This window comes from Marinobacterium lutimaris (assembly GCF_900108065.1).
Classification (GTDB): domain Bacteria; phylum Pseudomonadota; class Gammaproteobacteria; order Pseudomonadales; family Balneatricaceae; genus Marinobacterium_D; species Marinobacterium_D lutimaris.
The window spans coordinates 1218087-1230311 of record NZ_FNVQ01000001.1; the positions used below are offsets into that span (position 1 = coordinate 1218087).

The window sequence follows — 12225 nt, forward strand, 5'->3', positions numbered from 1 at the left end:
GTTACAAATCATTCAACGCTAATTCATAGACTGACTCGTAGCCTGACTCGTAGCCTGACTAATAGGCTCACAACGGAGCATAGCCCGTTCAGGTGAGAAAGCCCGGTAGCAGCCTAGTGCCAGACCAAAGGTCACCCACTCCGCGATTGGCAGGGCCACCAATATTGAAACCTGCGGAAACAGGGTCGCAATGGCAAATAGCAATCCTACCGGCAACACCAGACTGCGAGACAAAGCCACGAACAAAGAGGGCAACGGCTGATGCATTGCGGTCAGATAGATCGACAGACAGACATTCAGGCCATTAACCAGAAAGAGCGGCCAGACCGCCGCGATAAAATCGTGCGACTGCTCAAGTACAGAGTCGTCCGCGCCCTGGAGAAACAGGCCAATAAGCCAATCACCGCCTGCCAGTAGCAGCGAAACCAGGACGACCGCCACGCAGGCCACCATCAGAAACGCACTGCTCATGAAGCCACGAATACGGTCCGCCTGCCCTGCCCCCAGGTTCTGGCTCACCAAAAGATGCACAGCGTCGGCGATACCGTAGTAGATCATCAAGCTTAGAAAGATGGTGTAGTTCACCACGGTGAAGGCCGCTATCCCATCAACCCCGAGACGACTGACAAGCAGCCAGTTGAGCACCAGTATCACCACCCCGCCGGAGCACTCATTAATGAACTCGGACACGCCGTTATAAGCGACCTTGAACATATCACTCCACTGGCCAGGCCGTAGCTTAAGGTGAAGCTTGCGCCCGGTACGGCGGAAATAGCGCGTCAATACAGCAAACTGAAGCAGTTGTGCTAGCCCGGTGGCCCACGCAGCCCCGACAAGGCCCAGCTCAAAATGGATAATAAACAGAGCGTCCAACAATATGTTGGCTACTGCCCCCACTGAAAGGGCCAGGGTCGCCAGGCCGGGCTGCCCATCCATGCGGACAAAGTAGTACAAAACCATGGAGGTAAGCTGCAACACCATGACGACACTGAGCCAGCGAAAGTATGGCCTCATGGTAGCGTGCAGGTGGTCAGGTGCGCCCAGCAGCGTTAGTACGCTGCTATCAAACAATAACGCGGTGACCAGAAAGAGCAGCGCCATCGCCACAACGCTGAGCATGCAGCGGCTGAACACCCCTGAAGCCCGTTCATGATCCCCCGCCCCCAAAGACCGCCCCGCTCGCACAGCGCCACCGATGGCGATCATCAGCGCCAGGCCAAACACGAGTGTCAGATAGGGAATCATCAGGTTGACCGCAGCCAGCGCATCGGAACTGACAAACCGACCGACAAAAATACCATCGACAATGCTTGCCGTCGTTATCGCCAGCAAGCCGAGTATTGAGGGTATCGCGTAGCGAACAAACGTCGGAAATATTGCGCCTTGCAGTATCGGGGATCCGTCCATCAGACCTATACACCTTCGGGGCTAAACAGGGGGGAGTATCTCGAGAAGAAGGCGATGATAATTATTATCATCTATGTGCACAAGGAAACGATTGCAGTGCGCTGAGGCTCCCCAGCAAACACGGAGCTACTTTAATCAGACCTGTTGCACCGATCGGGCGACCAACGCCGCAAGCAAAGAACGCTAAAACGCGACAACAAAAAAAGGGGCACCTGGCCCCTTTTTCATAGTCCATCAGACAACAATCAGAGGTTGTCGATACGGTTCAGACCGGCAATTGCCGCGACGCGGTAGGCTTCCGCCATGGTCGGGTAGTTGAACGTGGTGTTGATGAAGTACTTCAATGTATTCGCCTCGCCCTTCTGCGCCATGATCGCCTGTCCGATGTGGACGATCTCCGAAGCCTGGTCACCGAAACAGTGGATGCCGAGGATCGCCAGGGTTTCACGGTGGAACAGAATCTTCAGCATACCTACAGGCTCACCGGAGATCTGTGCGCGAGCGGTATCCTTGAAGAATGCCTGCCCTGCTTCGTAAGGCACCGACTCCGCGGTCAGCTCCTCTTCGGTTTTACCGATAGAACTGATTTCCGGAATGGTGTAGATCCCGGTCGGAACCTCGTTGATGTAGCGGAAGTCATCACCGTTAAGCATATCGGCCGCTGCAGCACGTCCCTGGTCCAGTGCGGCAGACGCAAGGCTCGGCCAGCCAACCACATCACCTACGGCATAAACGCCTTCGCACTCAGTGCGATAGTGGCCGTCGACGGTCAACTGGCCACGGTTATTGGCTGTGAGACCGATATTTTCCAGCCCCAGTCCTTCAGTGTTACCGGTACGGCCGTTACACCAGAGGAAGGCATCTGCGCGAATACGCTTACCGGATTTCAGGTTGATGATAACGCCGTGGCCATCCCCCTCAACCGACTGATACTCCTCGTTGTGACGGATCTTCACCGCGTTGTTACGGAAGTGGTAACTAAGCGAGTCGGAAATTTCGCTATCCAGGAACGAGAGCAGACGATCGCGGGTATCGATCAGATCCACTTTCACGCCCAGACCACTGAAGATCGAAGCATACTCACAGCCGATGACGCCGGCGCCATAGATCACCAGGGTGCGTGGCGTGTGGTTCAGCTTAAGAATAGTGTCCGAGCTGTAGATACGCGGATGTTCAAAATCGATATCGTCCGGCTTGTAAGGGCTGGAGCCGGTCGCAATAACAAAGTTCTTGGCGCGCAAGACTTCGCGGGAGTTGGACTCCCCTTCGATGACCACTTCGCCCGGTTTGCTGAACTGGGCACGACCGAAGAACACATCAACGCGATTACGGGCGTAGAAGTTGGTCCTCAGCATCACCTGGTTGGAGATAACCTTCTCGGCACGATTCAGTACCTTCGGGAAGGAGAACCAGCGCGGCTCGCCGATATCACGAAACATCGGGCTGGTGTTGAATTCGATAATCTGTTTAACGGAGTGACGCAGGGCTTTGGAGGGGATGGTACCTTTGTGGGTGCAGTTACCGCCGACGGTGTCCTGCTCCTCGACGACCGCGACACGCTTGCCCTTCTTGGCAGCACTCATCGCCGCGCCTTCACCGGCGGGTCCAGACCCGATAATCACGACATCATAGTCATATACAGCCATTAACTTCCCCTTATGCAGTGCACTGGTACCAGACGTGGCCGCTACCCTACTAAAACTCAGCGGCCACGCCCATTATCTATTCGAATTACATTGTTCGATTATTTGGCTTTTACTTCGTAGGCGAGATCATCGTTGCCCATGCCTGACTTGGCAGCTGATTTGTTTCTCTGCTGCTCTTCGTCGCACTTAGACTGGTCTCCGCCACAGATATCACAGGCGGTATCCATACCCAGCGCGCTCATGCCACCGCAGGAGCCTGCGATCGGCTTACGTCCCATCAACACACCCACCGACATGGCGGTGATGATGCACAGTAAAACAACAAAGGTAAGTATCAAGGTATCCATCAGTTCACCTCCTGCAGAAAGCTATCGAACTCCGGCGTTGAACGTTCAACGAAGCTCTCACCCTGCTTGATAATGAAAAATGCGGCGATCCCGTGTTTCTCGGCAAACGCGGGGCCCGCTTCATCGCCCAGCACCATCAGCGTCGTTGCCAGCGCATCGGCCTCATAACAGTTGGGCCGCAGCACCGTTACCGACGCCAATTTATGCGTTATCGGGCGCCCGGTACGGGGATCGATCGTGTGGGAAAAACGCTGCCCGTTTTCCTCAAAATAGTTGCGGTAGTCGCCTGAGGTTGCAATGCCAGTATCACTCACACTGACCACACGCTCTACATCGCGCTCTCCGGCAACCGGGCTTTCGATGGCGATACGCCAGTCTTCCTTACCCGGCTTAAGACCCGAGGCACGCAACTCGCCGCCGATCTCCACCAGATAATCTTTGATGCCCTGTTGCTCGAGAAGTGCCGCAACCTCGTCTACACCATAGCCCTTGGCTATTGCAGAGAGGTCAACGTATTGATGCCCGCTCTTGGAGAGAGCGTTACCTTCAACAGAGATGTTCTGGTAACCAACCTCAGCACGCAGACCTTCAATCTTCTCGTCCGACGGCGCCTTTATGATACGCCCATCGGGCCCGAACCCCCAAAGATTCACCAGCGGACCTACCGTCACATCGAACGCCCCATCGCTAAGCTTACTGATCCTGAGCGCCTGGGTAACCACATCCGCCAGCTGCGGGGAAACCTCAAGCGATCCGCCGGCAGGCAGAGCATTAAAACGGGAAAGTTCGGAGTCTTCGATATAGGTCGACATCTGCTGGTTAACTTCCTTGAGGAGGTTATCGACCAGCGGACGCAGCGTCTCGATGCGTGATTCGTCGGTATCAACCCAGCGAATGCTGTAGGTCGTACCCATGGTCATCCCGTTGAAGCCGATCACTTCCGGCTCACGGGAACAGCCGCTTAGAACGAAAACGGCCAGCAGCAGAGCTGCCGGCCATTTCAGGTAGTGTTTAACTACTGCCATCCGGATTAACCACCGAAGTCATCAAGCAGGATGTTTTCCGGCTCTACGCCGAGATCTTCCAGCATCTTGATAACAGAGGCGTTCATCATTGGAGGTCCGCACATGTAGTACTCGCAATCTTCAGGCGCATCGTGGTCCCGCAGATAGTTTTCGTACAGCACGTTATGGATAAAGCCGGTGTAACCGGTCCAGTTATCCTCCGGCAGCGGATCGGACAGCGCCAGGTGCCAGCTGAAGTTTTCGTTCTCTTCGGCCAGCTGATCGAACTCTTCTACGTAGAAGGCTTCACGGGTTGAACGTGCGCCGTACCAGAAAGAGATCTTGCGCTTGGAGTTCAGGCGCTTGAGCTGATCAAAGATGTGCGAACGCATCGGCGCCATACCGGCACCACCACCGATGAAGACCATCTCGTTGTCGGTATCCTTGGCGAAGAACTCACCGAACGGTCCGTAAACGGTGATCTTGTCACCCGGCTTCAGGCTGAACACGTAAGAAGACATCTGGCCCGGCGGGATACCCTGGCTGCCCGGAGGCGGAGAAGCGATACGGATGTTGAACTTAACAACGCCCTTCTCTTCCGGGTAGTTAGCCATGGAGTACGCACGGATAACCGGCTCGTCAACCTTGGAGACATACTGCCAGAGGTTGAACTTGTCCCAGTCGCCACGGAACTCTTCTTCGATGTTGAAATCCTTGTAGTGGACTTCGTGCGCCGGAGCTTCCAGCTGCACATAACCACCTGCACGGAAATCGACGTTCTCGCCTTCCGGCAGTTCCAGTGTCAGCTCCTTGATGAAGGTCGCCACGTTCGGGTTGGAGCCAACGGTGCATTCCCACTTCTTCACACCGAAGACATCGTCTTCAACGTGGATTTTCATATCCTGCTTCACCGCGACCTGGCAGGACAGACGCCAGCCCTCTTTCGCTTCACGCAGGTTAAAGTGAGACTCTTCGGTGGGCAGCATGGAGCCGCCACCGTCGGTCACCTGGCACTTACACTGTGCACAGGTACCACCGCCGCCACAGGCAGACGCCAGGAAGATACCCTTGTCCGCCAGAGTCTGAAGCAGCTTGCCGCCAGCCGGAACAGTGATCGACTTATCGGGATCGTTGTTGATCTCGATGGTCACATTACCGGAACTGACCAGTTTTGCGCGTGCAGCCAGGATCACGGCAACCAGTGCAAGCACCACCACCGTGAACATGACCACACCCAGAATGATTTCTACATTCATAGGTTTATTCCATCCTTAATGCTGTTCATACCCAGCTGTTACAGCTGAACGCCAGAGAAAGACATGAAGCCAAGGGACATCAGACCAACAGTAATGAAGGTGATACCCAGGCCACGCAGCCCTTCCGGCACATCGCTGTACTTCAGCTTTTCGCGGATACCTGCCAGCGCAGTGATCGCGAACGCCCAACCCAGGCCTGCACCTGCGCCGTAAACCACACTTTCACCGAAGGTGTAGTCACGCTCTACCATGAACAGTGCGGCACCCATGATGGCGCAGTTCACGGTGATCAGCGGCAGGAACACGCCCAGCGCGTTGTAAAGCGCAGGTACGAACTTATCGAGGAACATCTCAAGGATCTGAACGATCGCCGCGATAACCCCGATGTAGGAGATGTAACCCAGGAAGCTGAGGTCTGCTTCGGGGTAACCGGCCCAGGCCAGCGCCCCTTCGCGCAGCAGGTTGTTATAGATCAGGTTGTTGACCGGCACGGTGATAACCAGTACCACGACAACAGCAACACCCAGACCTATAGCAGTCTGCACCTTCTTGGAGATCGCCAGGAATGTACACATCCCCAGGAAGAAGGCCAGCGCCATGTTTTCGACGAAAATCGCCTTAACAGCAAGGCTGATATACTGTTCCATGACTTACGCAGCCCCCTTCTTAGTGTTCGGGTACATGGTGTACTCCGGCTTCTCAACCTGCTCTTTACGCAGGGTACGCGTACCCCAGATGAACAGACCGATCAGGAAGAATGCACTCGGCGGCAGCAGCAGCATACCGTTACCCTGGTACCAGCCACCGTTGTTCACCAGCGGCAGAATCTCGATACCAAACAGGGAACCGGAGCCGAACAGTTCGCGGAAGAAACCGACAAACATCAGCACCAGACCGTAGCCCAGACCGTTACCAACACCATCGAAGAAGCTCTGGATCGGCGGGTTCTTCATGGCGAAGGCTTCCGCGCGGCCCATAACGATACAGTTGGTGATGATCAGACCAACGAATACCGACAGCTGCTTGGAGATCTCGTAGGCAAAGGCCTTGAGGATCTGGTCAACCACGATTACCAGGGAAGCGATGATCGTCATCTGTACGATGATTCGAATCGAACCCGGAATGTGGTTACGGATCAGCGACACGAAGAAGTTCGAGAACGCAGTCACCGAGATTACGGCAAGACTCATAACCAGAGCCGTTGCCAGGTTTGACGTTACCGCCAGTGCAGAACAGATACCCAGGATCTGCAGAGCGATCGGGTTGTTCTTAAGGATTGGCGTCGTCAGGACATCTTTAGTCGTGGACATAATCAAGCCTCCCCTGCACGCAGGTTGTTCAGGAACGGTGCGTAACCGTTTTCACCCATCCAGTACTGCAACAGGTGAGTTACGCCGTTACTGGTCAGAGTAGCGCCAGACAGGCCATCGACCTTGTGTTCGGCATCGGAAGTATCCGCGCCTACGCTACCCTTGATCAGGCGAATTTCCGGATCGGTTTTGTCATCACCGTAGACTTCTTTACCCGGCCACAGCGCTTTCCAGGCGGGGTTGTCCACCTCGCCACCAAGCCCCGGGGTTTCGGCGTGAGAATAGAAACCCAGACCGACGACGGTGTTGAGGTCCCCTTCCAGAGCCAGGAAGCCATACAGTGTAGACCAGAGACCATAACCGTGAACCGGCAGGATCACCTTTTCAAGTTCGTTGGCGGAGTCACGCACGATGTAAACCGGCATAACGTTGGCCTGATACTTGATAGAAGCGATATCTTCGCTGCGAGGTACCGGATGACCCAGTTCAGTATCCTTGGCGGCCTTGGTCGCGTCATAGTTAGTGACCGGCTCATCAACGAACTTACCGGAATCGAGATCCACATAGCGGGTCTCAATCTGCGCGAACAGTTCATCAACGGACTTGGAGGCATCATTGATGCCCGCCGCTGCCAGGATGTTGGACTTACGGTCCAGCTCACGGTTAGCGACCTGCTTCGGCTTCAGCAGAACCGCTGCCGCCGATACAACAACGGAGCAGATCACGCAGAGCAGGATCGTAACGGTAAGCGTTTTACCGATAGAATCGTTATTAGACGACATTGCGCTTCATCCTCCGCTTGATGTTCGACTGGACGACAAAGTTATCGATCAGCGGTGCGAACAGGTTGGCAAACAGAATCGCCAGCATCATGCCCTCAGGGAAGGCCGGGTTCACAACACGGATCAGAATCACCATCACGCCGATCAGTGCACCGAAAATCCACTTGCCGGTGTTGGTCATGGATGCAGACACAGGATCTGTAGCCATGAAGAACATACCGAAGGCAAAGCCACCAAGCACCAGATGCCAGTAGAACGGCACTGAGAACATCGGGTTGGTTTCGGAACCGATCAGGTTGAACAGCGTAGACATGGCAACCATACCCAGGAACACACCCAGGACGATGCGCCATGCAGCGATGCCGGCAAACATGATCACCAGACCGCCGATAAGAATCGCCAGCGTGGAGGTCTCACCCACAGAACCCTGAATGGTGCCCAGGAAGGCATCGAACCAGGTCAGGTTGTTGGCCAGGATCTGATCAACGCCACCCATGGCAGCCAGACCCAGCGGAGTCGCGCCGGAGAAGCCGTCAACCGCAGTCCAGATGGAATCGCCAGACATGCTCGCCGGGTAGGCGAAGAACAGGAATGCACGACCGGTCAGCGCAGGGTTGAGGAAGTTTTTGCCGGTACCACCGAACACTTCCTTACCGATAACCACACCAAAGCTGATACCCAGGGCAACCTGCCACAGCGGGATGCTCGGCGGCAGGATCAGCGCGAACAGCACGGAAGTCACGAAGAAACCTTCGTTAACCTCGTGACCACGCTTCATCGCAAACAGGACTTCCCAGAAGCCGCCAACAATGAAGGTTGTCGCGTAGATCGGCAGCCAGTAAGCGGCACCGTGAATGATGTTGTCCCAGACACTGTTGGGATCGAAACCGGTCAGCGCAGCGGCGATGGAGCCCTGCCAGGTACCCGGATCGGTAATACCGAGATCCGCCATGGCCGTATTGGCCTGCAGACCGACGTTATAAAGACCAGCGAAAATCGCCGGGAAGGTGCACAACCACACCAGGATCATGATGCGCTTCAGATCGACGCCATCGCGGACGTGAGCTGCGCTCTTGGTCACGTGACCCGGTGTATAGAAGATGGTATCGACCGCCTCGTAAAGCGCGTACCAGTTCTCGTACTTACCGCCCTTGTGAAAGTGCGGTTCGAGATTATCAAGAATAGATCTCAAACTCATGGCCAGCCTCGCTTACGCCTCTTTCTCGATGCGCGTCAGGTTGTCACGCAGGATCGGACCGTACTCGTACTTGCCGGGGCACGCGAAGGTGCACAGGGCCAGGTCCTCTTCTTCCAGTTCCAGACAACCAAGCTGCATCGCCGTTACGATATCGCCGGTCACCAGTGCGCGGAGCAACTGAGTCGGCAGGATATCCATGGGCATCAACTTCTCAAACTGACCTACGGGGATCATGGCGCGTTCAGATCCATTGGTGGTCGTCGTGAAGTCGAACTTCTTGCCCGCACAGAACATCGACGTAAACATGCGCAGCACAGAGTACTTCTGGGAACCCGGAGCGATCCAGCCCATGAAGTCACGGCTGTCACCCTCTTCCAGCACGCTTACCTGAACGTGGTAGCGTCCGAGGTAGGCCAGCGGGCCTTTGGCTTTAGCGCCGTTCCAGACGGAACCGCTGATAACACGGTTATTGTCGCCAGAAACTCGGCCAGAGGTCAGTTCTTCGAGAGAAGCGCCAAGACGGGTTTTGAGCAGAGTTGGTTTATCAACCTTCGGACCACCCAGGGCAACCACTCGCTCAACGGACAGTTTGCCGCTGGTGAACAGTTTACCGATGGCGATAACTTCCTGGTAACCGATGGTCCAGACAATCTTTTCCCGGGATACAGGATCGAGGAAATGGATGTGGGTACCTGGGTTACCGGCAGGATGGATACCCGCGAACTCTTCGCTGTTCACACCCTCTACGCTTGGGATATCAGCACCCGGAGCCTTGCAGAGGAATACCTTGCCGGCGCCCAGACGGGTCAGAACACTCAGGCCCTGCTTGAAGCTTTCGGATTCAGCAGCAACAACGACTGCGGGGTCGGCAGCCAGGGGATTGGTATCGATTGCGGTTACGAAGATCGAGCTGGGCGTCGTGCCAACCTGGGGTACACGACTGAAGGGACGGGTGCGGAAAGCGGTCCAGAGACCGGACTGCACCAGGTTCTCTTCAACCTGTTCACGACTCAGACCGGAGAGCTGATCTGCGGAGTAGCTTTTGAACTCTACAGATTCTTCCTGATCATCCACTTCAATAACCACGGACTGCAGAACACGTCGCTCACCACGGTTTACCGCCTTGACGACGCCTGCGCCCGGTGCGGTGTATTGAACGCCCGGTGTTTTTTTATCGGTAAAGATCACCTGACCGAGCTTGACCCGGTCCCCCTCCTTGACGGACATTGTTGGTTTCAAACCAACATAGTCCAAACCAACAAGGGCCACAGTACGCGCATCGATAGTTGCCGAGACAACCTGCTCCGGTGCGCCTGCAATAGGTAGATCCAGACCTTTATTGATCTTGATCATACGCCTCACCTAGTAGAATAAACTTTACTGGCGCCTGAAATCCGGCCTGAACGTTCCCCCCACTAACCCGATATCGCTACCGGGCCAAAACGTATAGCAGCCAGCTGTATTCCAGACACCACCCAAAAATCCGGACAATTATAACTGAGCGGACGGTTCTTTTTCTACAAACTACCTTTGCGATCAGGTACTTTCGATGACAATTCTCTTTCCCCTGATCATCGACTCAGTCGACAAATGCACCATAACAGGGCAGCCACTCCCCTGCCCCACTGACTCCGTGTAAAAAATTAACAAAAAAAAGGCCGCGACTGAGTCGCGGCCTTTTTTTTCACCTGAAGCGCTTAACCTTCGACCGGGAAAGCCGGCAGGGTGCACTTGGCGATAGAGCGAGCCAGGCGAATAACCTGGCAGCTGTAACCGAACTCATTGTCGTACCAGACATAGAGAACACAGCTGTTACCGCTGGCGATGGTCGCCAGACCATCGACAACACCCGCTGCACGGGAACCGACGAAGTCGCTGGAAACCGCTTCCGGAGAGTTGCTGTAGTCGACCTGTTTCTGCAGCTCAGAGTGCAGAGCAACATTGCGCAGGTAATCGTTCAGCTCGTCCTTGTCGACGGACTTCTCGAGGTTCAGGTTCAGGATCGCCATGGAGACGTTCGGCGTCGGAACGCGGATAGCGTTACCGGTCAGCTTGCCTTCCATTTCCGGCAGCGCCTTGGATACTGCCTTGGCAGCACCAGTCTCGGTCAGAACCATGTTCAAACCAGCCGCGCGACCGCGACGGTCACCCTTGTGGTAGTTATCGATCAGGTTCTGGTCGTTGGTGTAGGAGTGAACGGTTTCAACGTGACCATTGATCACGCCGTACTTGTCGTTCATCGCCTTCAGCACCGGAGTGATGGCGTTGGTGGTGCAGGATGCAGCAGACAGGATCTGATCAGCATCGGTGATATCGCCGTCGTTAACACCCATAACGATGTTCTTAACGCCCTTACCCGGAGCGGTAAGGATAACGCGGGCAACACCCTTGGATTTCAGGTGCAGCGCCAGGCCGTCAGCATCACGCCATTTACCGGTGTTATCGATAACCAGCGCGTTGTTGATACCGTATTCGGTGTAATCGATAGTATCCGGCGCGTCAGCAAAGATCACCTTGATCATGTTGCCGTTGACGATCAGAGAGTTGGTCTCTTCATCAACCTGGATAGTGCCCTTGAAGGAACCGTGCACGGAATCACGACGCAGCAGGCTGGCACGCTTTTCCAGATCGTTTTCGGCACTGCCTTTACGTACAACAATCGCCTTCAGGCTCAGGGAGTGACCCGCGCCGGAACGATCGATCATCAGGCGCGCCAGCAGTCGACCGATACGGCCGAAACCGTACAGAACAACATCAGTCGGCTGTGTCGGTTCACCACCCAGGGCGCCAGACAGCTCAGCTTCGAGGAACTCCTTCAGAGTGCGACCTGCGCCCTCATCACGGAATTTCACGGCCAGCTTGCCGATATCGACGTGAGCATCGTTAATATCCATCTCACTTACCGCTTCGAGTACCGGGAAGGTATCAACTACGGAAAGCTCTTCACCTTCAATCTGGCGAACATAGCGGTGCGCTTTGAGGATGTTGATTACGGAACGCTTGACGACGATGCGGCCGTAGATGGAGATCTCAACGTTGTGATCACGGTAGAGACGACCGACCAGGGGTACCATCGCTTCAGCGATCGCTTCACGGGCATTCCAGTCGGCTAAAATCAGTTCTTGGGTCACGGGCGGTAGCTCCGAAAATTGTGTCAGCTCAATTTTGGTGCGCGTATTATCCCTATTTAGGTGCCTGCGGGCAAACCACCAAAGGTATACTTTTGTACGCCTCCAACAGGGCGAACTCAATTCGTGCTGCGCATCGACGCTTCG

General features: G+C 55.2%; 11 protein-coding genes. All 11 read right to left on the reverse strand.

Annotated features, from left to right (window positions below; all coding sequences use genetic code 11):
• Nucleotides 1-18: 18 nt before the first annotated feature.
• The gene (locus C4S72_RS05390; protein WP_104002011.1) at nucleotides 19-1407 is read right to left on the reverse strand and encodes an MATE family efflux transporter; all 1389 of its coding nucleotides are present in this window, start codon (nucleotides 1405-1407) and stop codon (nucleotides 19-21) included.
• A 245-nt stretch (nucleotides 1408-1652) separates the two neighbouring features.
• Entirely contained in the window at nucleotides 1653-3053 is a 1401-nt protein-coding gene (gene sthA, locus C4S72_RS05395) for a Si-specific NAD(P)(+) transhydrogenase (protein ID WP_104002012.1), read from the reverse strand.
• 98 nt (nucleotides 3054-3151) lie between these two features.
• Nucleotides 3152-3400 carry a (Na+)-NQR maturation NqrM gene (gene nqrM / locus C4S72_RS05400; RefSeq protein WP_104002013.1) on the reverse strand — a complete coding sequence of 83 codons (249 nt, stop codon included), beginning with the start codon at nucleotides 3398-3400 and terminating at the stop codon, nucleotides 3152-3154.
• Complete coding sequence (locus tag C4S72_RS05405) at nucleotides 3400-4425, reverse strand: FAD:protein FMN transferase (RefSeq protein ID WP_104002014.1); 1026 nt, start codon at nucleotides 4423-4425, stop codon at nucleotides 3400-3402. The genes nqrM and C4S72_RS05405 overlap by 1 nt, the downstream gene beginning before the upstream one ends.
• 5 nt (nucleotides 4426-4430) lie before the next feature.
• The gene (nqrF, locus tag C4S72_RS05410) at nucleotides 4431-5660 is read right to left on the reverse strand and encodes an NADH:ubiquinone reductase (Na(+)-transporting) subunit F (RefSeq protein WP_104002015.1); all 1230 of its coding nucleotides are present in this window, start codon (nucleotides 5658-5660) and stop codon (nucleotides 4431-4433) included.
• Between the two features lie 38 nt (nucleotides 5661-5698).
• Nucleotides 5699-6307 carry an NADH:ubiquinone reductase (Na(+)-transporting) subunit E gene (gene nqrE / locus C4S72_RS05415; protein ID WP_104002016.1) on the reverse strand — a complete coding sequence of 203 codons (609 nt, stop codon included), beginning with the start codon at nucleotides 6305-6307 and terminating at the stop codon, nucleotides 5699-5701.
• Nucleotides 6308-6310: 3 nt separating this feature from the next.
• The gene (locus tag C4S72_RS05420; RefSeq protein WP_104002017.1) at nucleotides 6311-6970 is read right to left on the reverse strand and encodes an NADH:ubiquinone reductase (Na(+)-transporting) subunit D; all 660 of its coding nucleotides are present in this window, start codon (nucleotides 6968-6970) and stop codon (nucleotides 6311-6313) included.
• A gap of 2 nt (nucleotides 6971-6972) precedes the next feature.
• The gene (locus C4S72_RS05425) at nucleotides 6973-7752 is read right to left on the reverse strand and encodes a Na(+)-translocating NADH-quinone reductase subunit C (protein WP_104002018.1); all 780 of its coding nucleotides are present in this window, start codon (nucleotides 7750-7752) and stop codon (nucleotides 6973-6975) included.
• Nucleotides 7742-8950 carry an NADH:ubiquinone reductase (Na(+)-transporting) subunit B gene (locus C4S72_RS05430; protein ID WP_104002019.1) on the reverse strand — a complete coding sequence of 403 codons (1209 nt, stop codon included), beginning with the start codon at nucleotides 8948-8950 and terminating at the stop codon, nucleotides 7742-7744. Before C4S72_RS05430 ends, C4S72_RS05425 begins: the two co-directional genes overlap by 11 nt.
• A gap of 12 nt (nucleotides 8951-8962) precedes the next feature.
• On the reverse strand, nucleotides 8963-10303 hold the full coding sequence (locus C4S72_RS05435) for a Na(+)-translocating NADH-quinone reductase subunit A (RefSeq protein ID WP_104002020.1): 1341 nt from the start codon (nucleotides 10301-10303) through the stop codon (nucleotides 8963-8965).
• A gap of 344 nt (nucleotides 10304-10647) precedes the next feature.
• Entirely contained in the window at nucleotides 10648-12081 is a 1434-nt protein-coding gene (locus C4S72_RS05440; RefSeq protein ID WP_200826678.1) for a glyceraldehyde-3-phosphate dehydrogenase, read from the reverse strand.
• Nucleotides 12082-12225 lie beyond the last annotated feature (144 nt).

What these genes read in the sequence shown, in the direction of transcription:
- C4S72_RS05390 (WP_104002011.1), bottom strand. Translation starts at nt 1,407, where the DNA reads ATGGACGGATCCCCGATACTGCAAGGCGCAATATTTCCGACGTTTGTT.
- sthA (WP_104002012.1), bottom strand. Translation starts at nt 3,053, where the DNA reads ATGGCTGTATATGACTATGATGTCGTGATTATCGGGTCTGGACCCGCC.
- nqrM (WP_104002013.1), bottom strand. Translation starts at nt 3,400, where the DNA reads ATGGATACCTTGATACTTACCTTTGTTGTTTTACTGTGCATCATCACC.
- C4S72_RS05405 (WP_104002014.1), bottom strand. Translation starts at nt 4,425, where the DNA reads ATGGCAGTAGTTAAACACTACCTGAAATGGCCGGCAGCTCTGCTGCTG.
- nqrF (WP_104002015.1), bottom strand. Translation starts at nt 5,660, where the DNA reads ATGAATGTAGAAATCATTCTGGGTGTGGTCATGTTCACGGTGGTGGTG.
- nqrE (WP_104002016.1), bottom strand. Translation starts at nt 6,307, where the DNA reads ATGGAACAGTATATCAGCCTTGCTGTTAAGGCGATTTTCGTCGAAAAC.
- C4S72_RS05420 (WP_104002017.1), bottom strand. Translation starts at nt 6,970, where the DNA reads ATGTCCACGACTAAAGATGTCCTGACGACGCCAATCCTTAAGAACAAC.
- C4S72_RS05425 (WP_104002018.1), bottom strand. Translation starts at nt 7,752, where the DNA reads ATGTCGTCTAATAACGATTCTATCGGTAAAACGCTTACCGTTACGATC.
- C4S72_RS05430 (WP_104002019.1), bottom strand. Translation starts at nt 8,950, where the DNA reads ATGAGTTTGAGATCTATTCTTGATAATCTCGAACCGCACTTTCACAAG.
- C4S72_RS05435 (WP_104002020.1), bottom strand. Translation starts at nt 10,303, where the DNA reads ATGATCAAGATCAATAAAGGTCTGGATCTACCTATTGCAGGCGCACCG.